Here is a 17,384-nt window from a genome sequence, read left to right as displayed (position 1 = left end):
TCCACGCGCGCGCCCTCGGTAGGTGCCGACCTTGGTCGGCACTTCGCTTGTGGGACCTTTCCCTTACCCCAGATCCCCCAGCCGCGCCTGCAGCGCCGCGATCGCGGCCAGGCCGGCGGTTTCCGTGCGCAGGATGCGCGGCCCCAGCTGCAGGCCCTGGAAGCCCGCCATGGCCAGCTGGTCACGATCACGCGGCGACCAGCCGCCTTCAGGGCCAATCGCAATCACGATGCCACCGGCTGGCGCAGCGTCCAGCGTCGACAGCCGATGTGCGCCCAGCGGGTCCAGGGTCAACCGCAGCGTGTCGGCAGGCAGCACCGCCGCCGCCTGGGCCAACGACAACGGCGCGCCCACCTGCGGAATGCGCGCGCGCCCGGACTGGCCGCAGGCCGAGGTCACCACGTTGTTCCAGTGCGCTACGCGCTTTTCCGCACGCGCGGCATCCAGCTTCACCTCGGTCCGCTCGGCATTCACCGGCACGATGGCGCTCACGCCCAGCTCGGTGGCCTTCTGCAGGATCAGATCCATCTTCTCGCCACGGGCAATGCCCTGCAGCAGGGTGATGGACAGCGGCGATTCGTTGTCCACCGCATGCATCGCGTCGATGCGCACCTGCACCTCGCGCTTGCCGGCCACGGTCAGCGTGGCGCTGTAGTCGTGGCCATCACCGTTGAACAGCACGCAGGTATCGCCTTCGCGCAGGCGCATCACCCGCACCAGGTGGTTGGCCGTCTCTTCCAGCAGGGTCACGGTCTGGCCGCTGTGCAGCGCCAGGTCGATGGGGCAGCGGGTCACGCGCATGCAATCGCCTCGTCGATGGCTGCCAGCGTGGTATGTGCCAGCAGCTCCAGTTGTTCGTCATCCACGCAGTAAGGTGGCATCCAGTACAGCACGTCGCCCAGCGGGCGCAGCACAACGCCGCGCTTCAGCGCGGCGTTGTAGGCGTGCAGGCCAAGCCGCAGCGCCGGGTTGAACGGGGTGCGCCGGTTGCCGTCGCGCGACAGCTCGAAGGCCACCACCATGCCCGCCTGGCGCACGTCGGCCACGTGCGGGTGGTCGGCGAAGGGCGCGGCGAGCGTGCCCATCACCGCGGCGGTACCACGGTTGCGCGCGATCACGTCCTCGTCGCGGAAGATGTCCAGCGTGGCCAGGGCGGCCGCACACGCCAGCGGGTTGCCGGTGTAGCTGTGCGAATGCAGGAAGGCACGCTCGCGCGAATCATCGAGGAAAGCGTCGTACAGCGTCTGCGTGGCCAGCACCGCGGCCAGCGGCAGGAAGCCGCCGGTCAGGCCCTTGGACAGGCACAACAGGTCGGGCATCACCCCGGCCTGTTCGCAGGCGAACATCGTACCGGTGCGGCCGAAGCCGGTGGCGATCTCATCGGCAATCATGAAGGCGCCGTGTGCATCGCACAGCTCGCGCACGCGCTGCAGGTACACCGGGTCATGCATGCGCATGCCACCGGCGCACTGCAGGCGCGGTTCCAGGATCACCGCGCAGATCTCGCCGGGATGCTGGTCGAACACAGTGGCCAGGCCATCGGCGGCCTGCCGCGCACGGTCGGCCGCGCTCTGCCCCGGCTCGGCCAGATAGACATCGGGGGAGGGCGCGAACAGGCTCTCGGCCAGCAGCGGTGCGTACACGCGGCGGTACAGCGGGATGTCGCCCAGCGCCAGCGCGCCGAGGGTTTCGCCGTGGTAGCCGTTTTCCAGCGCGATGAAGCGCGTGCGCCGGGTCTCGCCGCGGTTCTGGAAGTACTGGAAGGCCATCTTCAGCGCCACTTCCACGCCCGCCGAGCCGTTGTCGGCGTAGAACACCTTGGACAGCGGCGCGCGACCGGCCTGGCGCGGCGCCAGCGCCAGCAGGCGCTCGGCCAGGGTGATCGCCGGTTCATGGCTGAACCCGGCCAGCATCACCTGTTCCAGCTGCCCGGCCTGGGCGGCGATGGCCGCACCGATGCGCGGCTCGGCATGACCGAACAGGTTTGTCCACCAGCTGCTGACCGCATCCAGGTAGCGGTTGCCGTCATGGTCGATCAGCCAGGCCCCCTGGCCACGCGCGATCGGCACCAGCGGCAGGGTGTCCGGATGCTCGCGCATCTGCGTACACGGATGCCACAGCACCTGCAGGTCGCGTTGCCGCCACTGCCGGGCCAGCGGGGAGGGGGTTGGGTCTGCTAGCATTTCGGGCTCATGAACATGTTGCTGCCTGCACATTCTATCGGCCCCGGCGCACGCGCCGGCCGCCGCGGAGATTCCGCATGAACGACGACCGCAGCGGCCGTCGCCTGCCGATCATCCACCGGATCACCGATGAGGAGAACGGCCCCTTCCAGCGCCAGCACCTGGACCTGGAGTTCTCCAACGGTGAACACCGGCGTTTCGAGCGCCTGGTCAGCCGTGGCCATGGCGCGGTGGTGGTGGTGCCGATGCTGGACGAGGAGACCGTGCTGCTGGTTCGTGAATACGCTGCCGGCGTGCACCGCTACGAACTGGGCCTGGTGAAGGGCCGCATCGATGCCGGTGAAACGCCTGAACAGGCCGCCGACCGCGAACTGAAGGAAGAGGCCGGCTACGGCGCACGCCAGGTCGACGTGCTGCGCGCAATGACCCTGGCGCCGACCTACATGAGCCACCAGTCGTGGCTGGTGGTGGCGCGCGACCTGTACCCGGAAAAGCTGGCCGGCGACGAGCCGGAAGAGCTGGAAGTGGTGCCGTGGAAGCTGGCCGAGCTGGACCAGCTGATGCTGCGCGAGGACTTTTCCGAAGGCCGCTCGCTGGCCGCGCTGTTCATCGCGCGCCAGTGGCTGCAGGCACGCCGATGATCAAGCTGACCACCGAGCTGCGCGAGACCGCGATCGCCATCGCCCAGGAAGCCGGGCAGGCGATCATGCAGATCTACGGCAGCGGTTTCGATGTCACCCTGAAGGCCGATGACAGCCCGGTGACCGCAGCCGATCTGGCCGCCGACCGGGTCATCCAGCAGGGCCTGCGCCAACTCACCCCGGACCTGCCGATCCTGTCCGAGGAATCGGCGCTGGTGCCGTGGGAACAGCGCCAGCACTGGGGGGCTTACTGGCTGGTTGATCCGCTGGATGGCACACGTGAATTCGTCAAGCGCAATGGCGAGTTCAGCGTCAACATCGCCCTGATCTACCAGGGCGCGCCGGCCTTCGGCGTGGTCCAGTCACCGGTCACCGGCATCGTCTGGCACGCCATGCGGGGCGAGCTGGCCTACCGCCGCCAGGGCCTGCACGACAGCGTGCTGCGCACCCGCACCCCGGCCACCGCGCCGCTGCGGGTGGCGGCCAGCCGCTCGCACCGCTCACCGGAAACCGTCGCCCTGCTCGAACGCATGGGCGAGATCGAAACGGTGGCGCAGGGGTCTTCGCTGAAGTTCTGCCGCATCGCCGAAGGCGGGCTCGACGTGTACCCGCGGCTGGGCCCGACCTCGGAATGGGACACCGCCGCCGGCCAGTGCGTGCTGCACGCCGCCGGTGGCGCGGTGCTGTCGGCCAGCAGTGGCAAGCCGTTCCGCTACAACCGCCGCAACACCCTGTTGAACGGTGATTTCATTGCCCTTGGCGACACCTGCCTGCCGTGGCGCAGCTGGTTGTCCGACTGACCCTGGAGCCCGCATGAGCGATACCCCCACTGCCGGCCGTGCCGCCAGCACCGAACTGGAACGCCTGCTGGCGGTCATGGCGCGCCTGCGCGATCCACAGGGCGGTTGCCCCTGGGACCTGGAGCAGAACTTCGCCACCATCGCCCCGTACACCATCGAAGAGGCCTACGAGGTCGCCGATGCGATCGATCGCGGCGACCTGGATGACCTGCGCGACGAGCTGGGTGACCTGCTGCTGCAGGTGGTGTTCCATGCGCGCATGGCCGAAGAGCAGGGTGCGTTCGCCTTCGCCGACGTGGCCCGCGCGATCAGCGACAAGATGCAGCGCCGCCATCCGCATGTGTTTGCCGATGTGAGCGTGGACGATGCCGATGGCGTGATGCGCAACTGGGACGCGATCAAGCGTGCCGAGCGCGCGGCCAAGGGTGACCAGGACACCTCGGCGCTGGCCGGCATCTCGCGTGGGCTGCCCGAATGGCAGCGTGCGGTGAAGCTGCAGTCGCGTGCGGCCAAAGTTGGCTTCGACTGGCCCGGTCCGCTGCCGGTGCTGGACAAGGCGGCTGAAGAACTGCAGGAACTGCGCGAGGAATTCGAGCGCGGCGACATCGCCGGCAACAAGGTGCGGCTGCAGGAAGAGCTGGGCGACCTGCTGTTCGTCTGCGCCAACCTGGCCCGCCATGCCGACATCGACCTGGGTGCGGCCCTGCGCGGTGCGAATCACAAGTTCGAGCGTCGTTTCCGCGCCATGGAAGCGCAGGCCGAAGCCAAGGGCAACACCTTGGCGGCGATGGACCTGGATGCACAGGAAGCCCTGTGGCAGCACGCCAAGGCGACGGAGAAGGCGTGAAGACGCTGGGCTTGTTCCTGCTGACCGCACTGGCCGAGATCGTTGGCTGCTACCTGCCGTGGCTGTGGCTGCGCAAGGGGGGCAGCGTCTGGCTGCTGCTGCCGGCCGCGGCCAGCCTGGCCCTGTTCGCCTGGCTGCTGACCCTGCACCCCACCGCCAGCGGCCGCGTGTATGCCGCCTATGGTGGCGTCTACATCGGCACCGCGCTGTTCTGGTTGTGGCTGGTTGATGGCATCCGTCCCAGCCGCTGGGACCTGCTGGGCGCCGCCCTGTGCCTGGCCGGCATGGCCGTGATCATGTTCGGGCCGCGCCAGCCGGTGTGATGGCGGCTGTTGATCTTCTGTAGAGCCGAGCCATGCTCGGCTGCTTCTGCCAACAGCCGTCGAGCATGGCTCGACGCTACAGTACCCGGGTCACCATCGGATCCGGCCGCGCAGGATGTCGGCGAACATCACCCAGTCGCCCACGAACGAGTACAGCGGGTGGCGGAAGGTGGCCGGGCGGTTCTTCTCGAAGAAGAAATGGCCGACCCAGGCGAACCCATAGCCGCATGCCAGTGCCGCCAGCAGCAGCATCGGCTGGCCGCGCAGCAGCGCTGCGGCCACCAGCAGCAGTACGCCACAACTGCCAATGAAATGCAGGCGCCGCGAGACCGGATGGCGGTGCTCGTCCAGATAGAACGGGTAGAACTCGCGGAAGCTGGCGAAGCGGGACATGCACGTACTCCGGGGCGATGACCGGCTACATCATGCGCCTTGCCTTGTTTGACCGTTGTAGAGCCGAGCAAGGCTCGGCTGCTTCGGCCAGAACAAGCCGAGCATGGCTCGGCTCTACAGGAAGCAACGGCAGCCGAGCATGGCTCGCCTCTACACGAATCCCGGGCAGCCAAGCATGGCTCGGCTCTCCAAAACTGCGTCAGCGCGGGGCCGTGCACCCCAGCATCTGCAGGTCGATCGCTTCGGCCATGCGCCGGTAGCCTTCATCGTTCGGGTGCAGGTGGTCGCGGGTGATGTTGGCCGGCAGCGATTCCGGCTGTTTCGGGTCGCGCAGCGCGGCATCGAAATCGACCACGCCGTCAAAGCCGTTGTCCTTGCCGCGCGCCCACTGGTTGATCGAAGCACGGGTGGTGGCCGAGACCGGTTCATAGCGCTCGGAGCCGCCGAACGGGGTCAGCGTGCCCAGATACGCGCGGATGCCATGCGCATGCAGGCGCGCGGCCACCTGCTGGTAGCCCAGCAGCATGTCCGGTGCGTTGCGCCCGGGCAGCGGCTGCGCACCGCCGCCGTGGCGGATGTCATTGATGCCTTCGAACAGGATCACCTGGTCGGCGTCGGCCACCGCGATCACATCGCGGTCCAGGCGTGACAGCGCGCTGTGGCTGCGGCCATGGTCCAGCAGCTTGTTGCCGCTGATGCCCTGGTTGAGCACCACGAAGCGGTCCGGGCAGGCCTGCTGCAGGCGCTGCGCCAGCCGCTCCGGCCACTGGTTGAACGAGCCGCGCGTGGCCGTGGCGCCTTCGGTGATCGAATCACCCAGGGCCACGATCACCGACGGCCGCTGCTCACGCTGCACCAGCACCGCCGAGAACACGTTCTGCTGGTAGCTGACGCGCACCGTGTCGGCCACCGCATCCTGCCTGCCGTCGACCACGCGCACCACGGTGCGCCGCACCGCGGGCCGTGTCGGCTGCGGGAAGTACGCGGTCACGCTGATCTCCTGCAGTGCCGTCACCGGCAGTACCAGCGGATCACTCAGCAGTGCGGCACCCACCGGTACGTCGATGGCACGGCGACCATCGACGGTGACCGGCAGCGCCGCAGCGCTGCCATCCTTCAGGCGTACGCGGATGTCTTCCACGTGCAGCGGTGCATCGCCCAGTTCGTTGCTGATGCGCAGGCGCAACGCGTCGCCACGGCTGCCGACCCGGATGTCCTGGCGCACGGTCTGCGCGGCGAACTGCACCGGCACGTCCTCCTTGCTGTCCTTGCGGTCCGGTGCGGGTGAAGCGGTCCAGGCGGTCACCCAGACCGGAGCGGCCTGGGCGACGGGGGCGGCCACGGCAGCGCCGATGGCCAGCGAAAGCAGGGTGATCCAGCGCTGCATGGCAGGTGTCCGCTCAGGTCAGGAGAAGTAGGTGCCGCCGTTCACGTCCAGGTTCGCACCGGTGATGAACGCCGCTGCATCGGAGGCCAGGAACACTGCCGCATCGGCGGCTTCGTCCGGCACGCCTTGGCGGCGCAGCGGGGTGTTGCCGGCCACGGCGGTGCGCACTTCCGGCTTGGTGAATTCGTCATGGAAGCGGGTGGCGATCATGCCGCAGCACAGCGCGTTCACGCGGATGCCCTTCGGACCCAGCTCCTTGGCCATGGCGCGGGTGAAGGTCATCACCGCCGCCTTGGCGGTGGCGTAGATCGATGCGCCCGGGCCACCGCCATCGCGGCCGGCCTGCGAAGCGAAATTGACGATGGCCGCGCCTTCGCCCATGTGCGGCACCACCGCGTGGGTGGTCAGGTAGGTGGAGGTCAGGTTGAGGTCCATCACCGTGTGGAAGAACGCCGGGTCGATCTCGGCCAGCGGGCGACGCTGCACCATGCCGCCGGCCACGTTCACCAGCAGGTCGATGCGTTCGCCGAACGCGGCCTGCGTCGCGGCCACCAGGCCGGCCACGGCAGCGGCATCGGTGACGTCGGCGCGGTGCACGATGGCCTGGCCACCGGCGGCCTGGATCTGCTTCAGCGTCTCGTTGGCGCTGGCTTCATCGTTGGCGTAGTTGATGCAGACGCGTGCGCCGGCAGCGGCCAGCTTGATCGAGACGGCTCGGCCGATATCACGGCCACCACCGGTGACGATGGCCACCTTGTCCTGGAACGACATGCGGGAAACTCCTTGGTTTGCGGGGGAATGAAGGGAAAACGCGCGCTCAGCCGCCACGGCGGTCGAGCTTCTGGATCGGTCCGGTCCACCACCACAGCGCGGCCAGCGACAGCGGCACCAGCGCGGCAACGAGGATGAAGATCGGGGCGTAGGAATGGCGGGTCAGCACCGGCACCAGCCAGGTGGTGATCAGCGTGCCGGCCACCGCAGCCAGGCCACCGAGGCCGGCGAGCGTGCCGACCGAGCGGCCATCGAACAGATCGCCCGGCAGGGTCTGGATGTTGCCGATGGCGACCTGGAAGCCGAACAGCACGGCGGCAATCGCCAGCACGGCAAACAAGGGCTGGTTGGCCAGCACCGCGCCCAGCAGGGCGGGGGCCATGATCACGCAGCCCAGGGTGATGGACAGCTTGCGTGCGCGGTCCACGCTCTGCCCGGCACGGATCAGGCGTCCGGACAGCCAGCCGCCACTGAGGCTGCCGAGCATCGCGCCAACGAAGGGCACCCAGGCGAACAGGCCGATCTGCTTGATGTCGAAGCCGAAGGTTTCGGCCAGGTAGATCGGCAGCCAGGACACGAACAGCCACCAGATCGGGTCCAGCAGGAAGCGGCAGGCGAGCATGCCCCAGCTCTGCCGGTGGGCCAGCAGCGAAAGCACGCTCACCTTGGGCGCGGCGGCATCCTGCTGCCCGGCCTGGTCTTCCATGATCAGCCGGCGCTCGGCATCGCTCACCCACGGGTGCTTGTCCGGGCCTGCACGGTAGACGAACAGCCACGGCAGCAGCCACAGGAAGCCGATGGCACCGACCAGCACGAAGGTGCCGCGCCAGCCCAGCCACAGGTACAGGCCGGCGATGGCCGGTGCCGAAACGATCGCGCCGATCGACGCACCGGCGTTGAACACGCCCTGTGCCAATGCGCGTTCGCGCGCCGGGAACCACTCGGCATTGGCCTTCACCGCACCCGGCCAGGCACCGGCTTCGCTGATGCCGAGCATCGCCCGCACCAGGCTGAAGGACAGCATCGAATGGGTGACCGAATGCAGGGCGATGGAGATCGACCACACGCTGATCGACAGGGCGAAGCCCAGGCGCGTGCCGATCATGTCGAACAGGCGGCCGAACAGGAACTGGCCGGCGGCGTAGAACAGCATGAACACCGTCACCAGCAGCGCGTAGTCATCCTTGGTCGCGCCCACTTCCCTGGCGATTTCCGGCCACATCACCGCCAGTGCATTGCGGTCGATGTAGTTGATGACCGTGGCCACGGCGATCAGGCCGACGATCAGCCAGCGTACGGCCGACCGTACCGGTACCTTGCGCAGCTGGCTCACCACCGCAGGGCCGTTCACTTCGCGTCACCCTTGCTGCGGTCCATGCGCCCGTGGCTGCCGCTCCAGCGGTAGGCGTGGCCATCGACGGTCACGCTGTGCTCGCCCTTGGCGTTGCTGTCATCGGCCACGCCCAGGGCGATGCGCGCGCCACTGGCCAGGCGCAGCTCGATCACCTCGGCATCGCTGCCGCGGGTGCGCACGATGTCCTTGATGCGGCTGTCGGCGCCGTGCACGTACTCGGCGGTGCCGTTGTACTCGCCATGCGGCTCCAGAACGCTGAAGAAGGTCACGTCCTTCTGGCCTTCCACGCGCTGCAGCAGGGCCGGTTCGCGGCGCAGGTTGAATTCCGGATCGTTGGCACCGCTTTCCACCAGCATCGCCTGCGCAGGTGCGCTGCTGCCGAAGCGATAGGTGTAGAAGCGGCCATCCAGCAGCCAGGCCAGCGTGCGCGGTTCGCTGCCGGGTTTGCTGCGCGCGTCCAGCCACAGGTGCTGGTAGCCGTTGTCCTTGCCCAGTACCGGGCGCTGGCTGGTGAAGTGTTCGGCCTCGAAACCGGTGGTGACGATGTGGCCGTTGAAGTGCAGCGGCAGGTCGTAGCGTGCGGCCTTGTCACCGTGCACCTGCAGCAGGTCCAGCACCACCGGCAGGCCCAGTTCGGGGTGGCGCAGCAGTGCTTGGGTACGGGTGAACACCACGCCGGGGTAAGCGTCGCGCATGGTCGCCGAGGCGATCTGGGTATCGGTGCCGGCCTGGAAGAAACGCACCTGCGGCGCATGTTCCTCGCCGCGCTTCCAGTCGCCCTTGAAGTGGCTCTGTTCGTCCACCACCAGGGTGTTGTGGGCCACGGTCTGCTTGGCCCAGCTGCGGTTCTCGGCCAGGTAGATGCCGCCGCGCTTGGCTTCCACGTTGAGGAAGCGCGCCGCGCCGTAGTCGGTCACCACGGCCTTGCCGTTGTCGTAGAACAGCCAGTTGAGCTTGTCGAAGTGGCCGTGGCCCATGCCCTGCATGGTGTCCTTCTGCACCAGTGCCTGGCCGTCCTCGCCGTTCATGCGCAGGATCGCCAGGCCGCCGCGGTCACCGTTGGGGCCATCGCGCAGCAGCATCGGCTTGTAATCGAAGGGTTTGGCCTTGTTGGCCGCCAGCGCCTGCGCCACCTGCAGACCCTCGGGCGAAAGCAGCAGGCGTTTCTGCTGCTGGGCCACCGACAGCAGGTGGTCATCGCCGGTGCGCGCATAGGCGATGCCGATGCCAGCCACCAGTTCCTCGGTGTCGATGCCCTTGTCGAGGATCGCATCGTTGATCGGGAAGAACAGGCCGTCGTAGCTGGTCTGCACCAGCACGTCCACGGCCTTCAGCAGCACACCGTCGCGGCGCGCGAAGATCTTCCGCTGCGGCTCATTGCGTTCGATGGCGTTGGCGAAAAGCAGGAACGGCGCCAGCGCATAGCGCTGGTAATACGGGCCTTCCTCGTAATAGCCATCGGGCGAGAACAGCAGGTCGATCTGCCGCAGGAAGCCGAACTGATCGTCCTTCTGGCTGCCGCGCAGGGATTTCTCCACCAGCTCCGGGTCGCGCAGCACGTAGCCGGTCATGCCGGTGGCGGCCACCGCCCAGGTCGCGTGGTTGTGGATCTGGTCGTAGTTCTTCGGCTCGCTGATCAGGAATTCGGCCATCGGCCGGAACAGCTGCGATTCGATGGTCTGCCGGTCCTGCGCGGACAGCGCGTCGCGGATCGCGTCGTAGCCCTGGATGGCGTTGACCAGCCACACCGAATCATTGAGCACCTGCCAGAATACGCGGCCGGGAATCTGCCCGCGGCCCTCGGGGTGCGGGCCCAGCGTCGGGTAGAGCTTGGCGTACTGCAGCAGCATGTCGCGCGAGTAGTCGACATAGGCCTTGTCACCGGTCAGCCGGTACAGCGTGCCGGCCGCCAGCAGCGCCTGGTAATTGCGCTTGTGCTGTTCGTGGGTGCGGCCGCCGCCCTTGTCCTTGGGCACCGGCACATCGATGCCGACCTTCATCATCTTCTTCAGCGATGCCTCGGTGCGCGCCTGCTCCTTGGCGAACCACGGGTAGCGGCTGCCCTCGCTGGCCATCTGCTGCCACTGCGCAGCGGTCACCAGCACCGGCGCGGTGTCGGCCTGGCGCGCGGCGGCGGCCGGGGCCGCCAGCAGCGGTGCGGCCGGCAGCAGGGCAAACGGGACGGCCAGGGCCAGGGAAACGAACAGCGGCTGCAACCTCATCGATCAACTCCGGTGCTGGTGCGGGACAGGGCAACCTCGCCCACCTTGGGATACCAGTCCACCCCCGTGGCCTCGCGCGCGGTCATCGCCAGCGCCGGATCGGCACCAGTGGCGGGCAGGGCAGGGGTAGGCGTCCACAGGCCGCTGGCGGCCTGCTGCAGGGTCACGCTGCGGCTTTCGACGCCGCTGGGAAACACGGTGCTTGCCTGCGGCGACTGCACGTTGCCGCTGAAAGCGATGCCGGCCAGCGAACTGGCGGCGGTGGGCGGGTTCCTGCTGGTGCGGTTGACGATCAGGTTGGCGCTGAAGCGGCTGTTGCTGGCGGCCACGTCGATGCCCTTGGCAGCGTCATGGCCCACGCCAAAGCTGATCTTCGCCACATCCACGAACGTGTTGCGGCTGATGGTGGCGTTGACCACCGGCGCATAGCCGGACAGCGGCGGATCGGCCTGCGCGTCCATGATTGCCAGCGCCGAGCGGTTGCTGGAACCGGCCAGGCGCTCGAAGTAGTTGTTGCTGACGGTCTGGTCGGCGTTGATGATGCGCACGCCGCCGGTGCCGGCCTTGTCGTCGCCGAGGAAGACATTGTCGAGCACCCGGTTGCCGTTGCCGTGGCGCAGAGTCAGCGCGCCGGCCGAGCGATAGAACACGTTGCCGCGATAGGTGTTGCCACCGGACTTGTTGGAGACGATCTCGGTTTCCCCGTCGCAGCCTTCGAACCAGTTGTTTTCCACGGTGCTGTTGGAATCGCTCAACGAGGTGTCGCTGGTGCCGACGCGGATCGTTTCGCCGCCGTTGACGCCGAGCAGCGGGCGCGGCCCGAACCAGTTGTGGTCGATGCGGTGCTGGTTGTCCAGGCCCTGGGTGGCATCGCGCACCACCACCACGGTGGGGCCGGCATTGGTCTTGCCGCGCAGCTGGCTGTGGTCGAGGCGGTTGTGGCTGCCGTACAGCGACACCCAGTAGTCCTGGTCGCTGTCGTCGGGGTTGGTGTAGTCGTCGATGACCAGGCCGGTCACCCGGCTGTGGCTGGCCACCGCCTTGCTCGATTCGCGGAAGGCCACCACCGCGTCGCCCGGCGTGTAGCCGTTGCGGAACACCAGGTTGGAGACCTGCAGGTAGCTGCCGGCCAGGCGCAGGTCCGAGCGCCCGCTGAGGATCACCTTGCCCGGGGTCTGCGCGCGCAGGGTGATCGGCGCGGCCTCGGTGCCCTGTCCCTTCAGCAGCAGGCGGGTGTCGGTCCAGGTGCCATCGGCCAGCACGATTTCATCGCCAGGCTGCAGGGCGGACGCGGCGGTGGTGAACTCGGCGGCATCGTGGACCATCCAGCTGGCGGCCTGTGCTGGCGAAGTGGTCAGGCAGAATGCCAGACCAGTTGCGAGGAATGATCCAGAAAGCCGGTTGGACGGGCGGTGCGAATGCGATTCGGTGCGCATGAAGTCCTTCCAGGGACGGCCGGGCCGTCGTTTCGGGTGGGTGTGCATACCACTTGCGGGGTCTGTTGTAAGCCAGCTTTCGCGCAAAGTCATGCTGCATGAGCACATTTAATGACGGCCAAGTGGTATGAAGCAAAGGACTTAAGAAAAATACATACCAGTTGGTTGACATTTGTGTGTCGGCGTGTCGAAGCTGCGTCCCACGCCTGCCGTCCAGGCGATCCTTTGGGAGGAGGAAACCATGCGGCAATCTGCCGGAGCTGTACGCACCATCACGCTGTCACCCACACCGCTTGTCGTGGCATTGCTTGCCGCATTGGCCGCCGCTCCGCTGGCGCAGGCGCAGTCCACCACCGGCAGTGCCGGGCAGGACGCCACCACGCTGGACCAGGTGCAGGTCACCGGCATCCGCGAATCGATGCAGAGTTCGATCAACAAGAAGCGCGACGACACAGTCATCGCCGACGTGCTCTCGGCCGACGACATCGGCGACCTGCCGGCGCCGTCGCTGGCCGATGCGATCGAAACCCTGACCGGCGCCGCATCCACGCGCGACAAGACCGGCGCCTCGGAGATTTCCATCCGCGGCCTCGGCGCCTTCCTCAGCAGCACCAATTTCAACGGCCGCGAGATCACCAACGGCAGCGGCGACCGCTCGGTGAACTTCAACATGTTCCCGGCCGAGCTGATCAATACGGTGGCCATCTACAAGACCCAGCGCGCCGACATCATCGAAGGCGGCGTGGCCGGCACCATCGGCCTGGAGACAGTGAAGCCGCTGGAATACGGCAAGCGCTCGGTGCAGTTCGACCTGCGTGGCAGCTGGGCCGAATATGACAAGAAGTACCGCGATGACGACGGCATCGGCTACCGCGGCACCGCCAGCTACATCGACCAGTTCGAGTTCGGCGACGGCCAGAAGCTGGGTGTCTCGCTGGGCTTCCAGCGCCTGGACGGCACCGACCCGGAAGAGAGCATCACCAGCGGTTCCACCTGGTACGCCTGCGATGGCAACCAGAACGTCACCAACGCCAACTGTTCCGAAGTGGGCGCGCAGGCCATCGCCAACGGTGCGCCGTACTACCTGGTGCCGAGCAGCCGCATCTACCGCCTGAAGCAGGAACGCAACGACCGCCAGAGCGAGTTCGCCGCGGTGCAGTGGCGGCCCAACGATGTGGTCGAAGTGAACGTCGACTTCGAGCACACCCAGCGCAACTGGTATGAAAACCGCAGCGACCTGAGCCTGTCCAACGCGCGCCGTGGCATCACCCAGCGCGAGGTGGACGAGGACGGCATCGTCCGCCACCTGCATGGCAGCACCTCGATCGATTCCACCTCCAACCGCTACTGGCGTGGCGAGGAGTACACCGGCGGCGGCCTGAACCTGATCGTGCGCCCCAGCCCGGCCTGGGAACTGTCCACCGATGTGTCCTATTCGCATACCAACCGCCTGGACAGTGAGCGCATGACCCGCCTGCGGGCCAACCAGCGCGACATCAACAACGCCATCGTGCCGGGCATCAGCAGCGGCACCACCGGTTATGTCGACTACGACTGGGACTGGCACGGCGAAGTGCCGAGCGTGGCCCTGGCACCGAACTTCGACGTGCAGAACTGGGATGCATACTCCGGTGCGGCTCGCGTCACCTCCAGCGCGACCGAGAACGACCACAAGATCAAGGCCGGCCGCTTCGACGCCAGCTTCATGCCGGAGTCGGGCTTCTTCACCCGCATCAAGGGCGGCGTGCGCGCAAGCCAGGCCGACTACCGTCTGCGCGACAACACCCTGGTGACCGATTACGACCAGCGCGTTGCGGCTGACAAGGCAAAGATCATCGCCGCCAACCAGGCCTGCCGCGCACCGTTCCCGCAGGACGATTTCATGGATGCCGCCAGCGGCAATACGATTTCGTCCTGGGCCTATTTCGATCCCAACTGCCTGTACCAGTCCTTCCGTGGCAGCCTCGACAGCGGCCTCGATCCGGACTTCCAGGATCCGAACAATGTCGACATCACCGAGAAGACCCGTGCGCTGTACCTGCTGGGCGAGTTCAGCAGCAGCCTGTTCGGCTTGCCGGTGACCGGCAACGTCGGCCTGCGCTGGGTCAAGACCGACGTGCGTTCGGAGGGCGTGCGCACCGACCTGCAGATCGAGGACAACGGCGATGGCACGATCCGCCTGCAGCCAACCGGCAACTACACCACCCAGGTGTTCAAGGCCGGCAATGACAAGCTGCTGCCCAGCCTGAACGCGGCCTTCGAACTGCGGCCGGACGTGCTGCTGCGCGTCGGCGCCTACCGCGCGATGTCGCGCCCGGACATTTCGGCACTCGGCGCCGGCCGCACCATCAATGTCAGCAGCGATGCCACCTACGGCAACCTGGCCGACGCGCTGGACGACATCAGCGCCAGCGGCAACCCGGCCGCGCAGCCGCTGATGTCCTGGAACGGCGACCTGTCGCTGGAGTGGTACCCGAACCCGGACACCCTGCTGGCCGGCGCGGTGTACTGGAAGCAGTTCAACGGCGGCACCGCCACCGCGCTGGTGCCGGAGACCTACACCATCAACGGGCAGACCGTGACCGTGCCGGTGCGCCAGCAGGTGACCACCGACGAGGACAGCACCCTGACCGGCCTGGAGCTGAGCGTCACCCATCGCCTGTCCTACCTGCCCAAGCCGTTCGATGGGCTGGGCTTCAAGGTCAGCTACAACTACGCCGACGCCGACTACCAGACCCAGGATTCGCGACTGGGCGAGCAGCTGGCCGCCGATGGCACCGTCATCCCGGCCATCGTGCCGCCGGCCGGTCTCAGCGGTTTCTCGCGGCACGTGCTGTCCGGTTCGATCTACTGGGACGTGGGCCGCTTCAACATCCAGGCCATCGGCAAGTTCCGCTCGCACTATTACCAGGACTTCACCGGCAACACCGCGCAGCAGAACCGCTACTACGATGACAACACCAGCGTCGACCTGCGCATGCGCTACAAGGTGAACAAGCAGCTGTCGCTGTCGCTGGAGCTGATGAACCTGACCAACGAACCGCGCGTGGCGTACCAGCCGCTTTACGGCAATTTCCGTGAAGTGGTGACCTACGGGCGGCGTGCGTATTTCGGTGTACGATACAAGTTCTGAACAGGGCGGCGCGGCCAGTGGTCGCGCCGTCGCTCCATCCGGACCCGCACCGCGCACGGTGGCCCGGGTCGGGCCCGGAGGGAACCGCCAAGGGTCAGCCGCATGTCCGCCAACCGCCTCTACCAGACCATCGCCGCCAAGCTCCGCAAGCTGATCGAGGACGGCGAATTTCCGCCGGGCTCGCGCCTGCCGGGTGAGCGTGAGCTGGCTGAACGCTTTGGCGTCAGCCGGGTAACCGTGCGTGAAGCCGAGATCGCCCTGGAAGCCCAGGGTTGGATCGCCATCCGCATCGGCTCGGGCGTGTACGTCAAGCCACGTCCGGCGCAGGCCTCCGGTGGCCTGCCCGATGTCAGCGCCTTCGATCTGACCGCCGCCCGTGCGGTGTTCGAGGCCGAGGCCGCAGCGCTGGCGGCCAGCAACATCGACGACGCCGGTATCGCCGAATTGCAGGTGCTGGCCCAGGCCCTGTGCCGCCGCGACCTGACCGATGAGGAGGCCGGCGACTTCGACCGCCGCTTCCACCTGACCATCGCCCGCCTGTCCGGCAACCCGGTGGTGGAGTACTTCATCCAGCAGATCTGGCGCATGCGCAGCGATCTGCCGCGGGTGGCCGAGGTCTACGCGCGGGTCTGCCACGACGACGGTGCCAGCCGCGCCGGCGAGCACATGGCGATCTTCGAAGCGCTGCGCAGCCGTGACCCGGTGGCCGCGCGCAATGCCATGCGCCATCACTTCCAGCGCCTGTTCGAGGCGATGCTGGAAGCGACCGAAAGCCAGGCCCTGGAAGAAATCCGCCGCCGTACCCAGCAGGACCGCGAGCGCTTCCTGGCTACGACCCGGATCTGAGCCGTACCGCCGCTGGCTGCGCTGCCGCACTGCAGCAGGGTGCGCGCGCTATGCTGCGGGCTGGACGTCTGAGATAAGGAAAGCGTGATGTTCCCGACCGTGTTTTTCACCCTGGTGCTGGCCGTGGTGGCCGTCATCATCCTGTTCAAGGCCGTGCGCATGGTGCCGCAGGGTTACGAATGGACCGTCGAGCGCTTCGGCCGCTACACCCACACCATGTCGCCGGGCCTGCATTTCCTCATCCCCATCGTGTACGGGGTGGGGCGCAAGGTGAACATGATGGAACAGGTGCTGGACGTGCCGGGCCAGGAAGTGATCACCAAGGACAACGCCGCGGTGCGCGTCGATGGCGTGGTGTTCTTCCAGGTGCTGGACGCGGCCAAGGCCGCCTACGAGGTGGCGGTGCTGGAAGTGGCGATGATCGCCCTGGTGCAGACCAACATCCGTACCGTCATCGGCTCGATGGACCTGGATGAATCGCTCAGTCAGCGCGAGGTCATCAACGCCAAGCTGCTGAGCGTGGTCGACCATGCCACCAACCCGTGGGGCGTGAAGGTCAACCGCATCGAGATCCGCGACATCCAGCCGCCGCGCGACCTGCTCGATGCGATGGCGCGGCAGATGAAGGCCGAGCGCGAGAAGCGCGCGCAGATCCTGGAAGCGGAAGGTTCGCGGCAGTCGGAGATCCTGCGCGCCGAAGGTGAGAAGCAGGCCACCGTGCTGGAAGCCGAAGGCCGCCGCGAAGCCGCCTTCCGCGACGCCGAGGCCCGCGAACGCCTGGCCGAGGCCGAGGCGAAGGCGACCCAGGTGGTTTCGGCGGCGATTGCCGAGGGTGACGTGCAGGCAATCAACTACTTCGTTGCACAGAAGTACGTCGAGGCGTTCAAGGAGCTGGCCAGCTCGCCGAACCAGAAGCTGGTGCTGATGCCGATGGAAGCCAGCGGCGTCATCGGCTCCATCGCCGGCGTGGCTGAACTGGCCAAGCAGGCCCTGGCCAACCAGGAATCCAAGCCGGCCCGCAAGGGGCCGCCGCCGTTCGGAGGCTGAC

At 67.3% G+C, this 17,384-nt stretch carries 15 protein-coding genes; 7 read left to right on the top strand and 8 right to left on the bottom strand.

Features of this window, described 5'->3' with window-relative positions; translation table 11 throughout:
* Nucleotides 1-63: 63 nt before the first annotated feature.
* Together VER16_RS10880 and bioA are read right to left on the bottom strand one after the other, a co-directional pair.
* A complete protein-coding gene (locus VER16_RS10880; protein WP_324808015.1) occupies nucleotides 64-801 on the bottom strand; it encodes a 16S rRNA (uracil(1498)-N(3))-methyltransferase in 738 nt (245 codons plus the stop codon).
* Nucleotides 792-2,183, bottom strand: a complete 1,392-nt coding sequence (gene bioA / locus VER16_RS10875; RefSeq protein ID WP_324808013.1) for an adenosylmethionine--8-amino-7-oxononanoate transaminase — start codon at nucleotides 2,181-2,183, stop codon at nucleotides 792-794. Before bioA ends, VER16_RS10880 begins: the two co-directional genes overlap by 10 nt.
* 77 nt (nucleotides 2,184-2,260) lie before the next feature.
* On the opposite strand from bioA, the gene nudE reads away from it, so the two are divergent.
* From nudE to VER16_RS10855, 4 genes are read left to right on the top strand one after another with little or no spacing between them, the layout of a single operon-like run.
* Complete coding sequence (gene nudE / locus VER16_RS10870; RefSeq protein WP_324808011.1) at nucleotides 2,261-2,824, top strand: ADP compounds hydrolase NudE; 564 nt, start codon at nucleotides 2,261-2,263, stop codon at nucleotides 2,822-2,824.
* Complete coding sequence (gene cysQ, locus VER16_RS10865; RefSeq protein WP_324808010.1) at nucleotides 2,821-3,624, top strand: 3'(2'),5'-bisphosphate nucleotidase CysQ; 804 nt, start codon at nucleotides 2,821-2,823, stop codon at nucleotides 3,622-3,624. The genes nudE and cysQ overlap by 4 nt, the downstream gene beginning before the upstream one ends.
* Nucleotides 3,625-3,637: 13 nt before the next feature.
* Nucleotides 3,638-4,471 carry a nucleoside triphosphate pyrophosphohydrolase gene (gene mazG, locus VER16_RS10860; RefSeq protein WP_324808008.1) on the top strand — a complete coding sequence of 278 codons (834 nt, stop codon included), beginning with the start codon at nucleotides 3,638-3,640 and terminating at the stop codon, nucleotides 4,469-4,471.
* A complete protein-coding gene (locus tag VER16_RS10855; protein WP_108765990.1) occupies nucleotides 4,468-4,794 on the top strand; it encodes a YnfA family protein in 327 nt (108 codons plus the stop codon). The genes mazG and VER16_RS10855 overlap by 4 nt, the downstream gene beginning before the upstream one ends.
* 90 nt (nucleotides 4,795-4,884) lie before the next feature.
* Here VER16_RS10855 and VER16_RS10850 read toward each other — a convergent pair whose 3' ends face one another.
* The 6 genes from VER16_RS10850 to VER16_RS10825 all read right to left on the bottom strand — a co-directional run bounded on the left by VER16_RS10850 (nucleotide 4,885) and on the right by VER16_RS10825 (nucleotide 12,357).
* Nucleotides 4,885-5,187: a DUF962 domain-containing protein gene (locus VER16_RS10850; protein ID WP_108757977.1), complete on the bottom strand. Its 303-nt coding sequence runs from the start codon at nucleotides 5,185-5,187 to the stop codon at nucleotides 4,885-4,887.
* A gap of 199 nt (nucleotides 5,188-5,386) precedes the next feature.
* Entirely contained in the window at nucleotides 5,387-6,574 is a 1,188-nt protein-coding gene (locus VER16_RS10845) for a GDSL-type esterase/lipase family protein (protein WP_324808004.1), read from the bottom strand.
* 18 nt (nucleotides 6,575-6,592) lie between these two features.
* Nucleotides 6,593-7,345, bottom strand: a complete 753-nt coding sequence (locus tag VER16_RS10840; RefSeq protein ID WP_324808003.1) for a glucose 1-dehydrogenase — start codon at nucleotides 7,343-7,345, stop codon at nucleotides 6,593-6,595.
* Nucleotides 7,346-7,391: 46 nt separating this feature from the next.
* Entirely contained in the window at nucleotides 7,392-8,696 is a 1,305-nt protein-coding gene (locus VER16_RS10835; protein WP_324808001.1) for an MFS transporter, read from the bottom strand.
* Entirely contained in the window at nucleotides 8,693-10,921 is a 2,229-nt protein-coding gene (locus tag VER16_RS10830; protein WP_324807999.1) for an oligoalginate lyase, read from the bottom strand. The genes VER16_RS10835 and VER16_RS10830 overlap by 4 nt, the downstream gene beginning before the upstream one ends.
* The gene (locus VER16_RS10825) at nucleotides 10,918-12,357 is read right to left on the bottom strand and encodes a polysaccharide lyase 6 family protein (protein ID WP_324807997.1); all 1,440 of its coding nucleotides are present in this window, start codon (nucleotides 12,355-12,357) and stop codon (nucleotides 10,918-10,920) included. Before VER16_RS10825 ends, VER16_RS10830 begins: the two co-directional genes overlap by 4 nt.
* Nucleotides 12,358-12,598: 241 nt before the next feature.
* Between VER16_RS10825 and VER16_RS10820 the strand changes: the two genes are divergently transcribed.
* From VER16_RS10820 to VER16_RS10810, 3 genes are all read left to right on the top strand, one after another.
* The gene (locus VER16_RS10820) at nucleotides 12,599-15,490 is read left to right on the top strand and encodes a TonB-dependent receptor (protein ID WP_324807995.1); all 2,892 of its coding nucleotides are present in this window, start codon (nucleotides 12,599-12,601) and stop codon (nucleotides 15,488-15,490) included.
* A gap of 102 nt (nucleotides 15,491-15,592) precedes the next feature.
* The gene (locus VER16_RS10815) at nucleotides 15,593-16,336 is read left to right on the top strand and encodes a FadR/GntR family transcriptional regulator (protein ID WP_324807993.1); all 744 of its coding nucleotides are present in this window, start codon (nucleotides 15,593-15,595) and stop codon (nucleotides 16,334-16,336) included.
* Between the two features lie 87 nt (nucleotides 16,337-16,423).
* Nucleotides 16,424-17,383, top strand: coding sequence for an SPFH domain-containing protein (locus tag VER16_RS10810; protein ID WP_116863915.1), 960 nt, complete (start codon nucleotides 16,424-16,426; stop codon nucleotides 17,381-17,383).
* Nucleotide 17,384 lies beyond the last annotated feature (1 nt).

It is taken from the genome of Stenotrophomonas sp. (assembly GCF_035634915.1).
GTDB lineage: Bacteria > Pseudomonadota > Gammaproteobacteria > Xanthomonadales > Xanthomonadaceae > Stenotrophomonas.
Note: the sequence above shows the minus strand (reverse complement) of the source record. Positions and strands in the feature narration are given on the sequence as shown.

What these genes read in the sequence shown, in the direction of transcription:
- cysQ (WP_324808010.1), top strand. Translation starts at nt 2,821, where the DNA reads ATGATCAAGCTGACCACCGAGCTGCGCGAGACCGCGATCGCCATCGCC.
- VER16_RS10820 (WP_324807995.1), top strand. Translation starts at nt 12,599, where the DNA reads ATGCGGCAATCTGCCGGAGCTGTACGCACCATCACGCTGTCACCCACA.
- bioA (WP_324808013.1), bottom strand. Translation starts at nt 2,183, where the DNA reads ATGCTAGCAGACCCAACCCCCTCCCCGCTGGCCCGGCAGTGGCGGCAA.
- nudE (WP_324808011.1), top strand. Translation starts at nt 2,261, where the DNA reads ATGAACGACGACCGCAGCGGCCGTCGCCTGCCGATCATCCACCGGATC.
- VER16_RS10810 (WP_116863915.1), top strand. Translation starts at nt 16,424, where the DNA reads ATGTTCCCGACCGTGTTTTTCACCCTGGTGCTGGCCGTGGTGGCCGTC.
- VER16_RS10815 (WP_324807993.1), top strand. Translation starts at nt 15,593, where the DNA reads ATGTCCGCCAACCGCCTCTACCAGACCATCGCCGCCAAGCTCCGCAAG.
- VER16_RS10825 (WP_324807997.1), bottom strand. Translation starts at nt 12,357, where the DNA reads ATGCGCACCGAATCGCATTCGCACCGCCCGTCCAACCGGCTTTCTGGA.
- VER16_RS10850 (WP_108757977.1), bottom strand. Translation starts at nt 5,187, where the DNA reads ATGTCCCGCTTCGCCAGCTTCCGCGAGTTCTACCCGTTCTATCTGGAC.
- VER16_RS10840 (WP_324808003.1), bottom strand. Translation starts at nt 7,345, where the DNA reads ATGTCGTTCCAGGACAAGGTGGCCATCGTCACCGGTGGTGGCCGTGAT.
- VER16_RS10845 (WP_324808004.1), bottom strand. Translation starts at nt 6,574, where the DNA reads ATGCAGCGCTGGATCACCCTGCTTTCGCTGGCCATCGGCGCTGCCGTG.
- VER16_RS10830 (WP_324807999.1), bottom strand. Translation starts at nt 10,921, where the DNA reads ATGAGGTTGCAGCCGCTGTTCGTTTCCCTGGCCCTGGCCGTCCCGTTT.
- VER16_RS10880 (WP_324808015.1), bottom strand. Translation starts at nt 801, where the DNA reads ATGCGCGTGACCCGCTGCCCCATCGACCTGGCGCTGCACAGCGGCCAG.
- mazG (WP_324808008.1), top strand. Translation starts at nt 3,638, where the DNA reads ATGAGCGATACCCCCACTGCCGGCCGTGCCGCCAGCACCGAACTGGAA.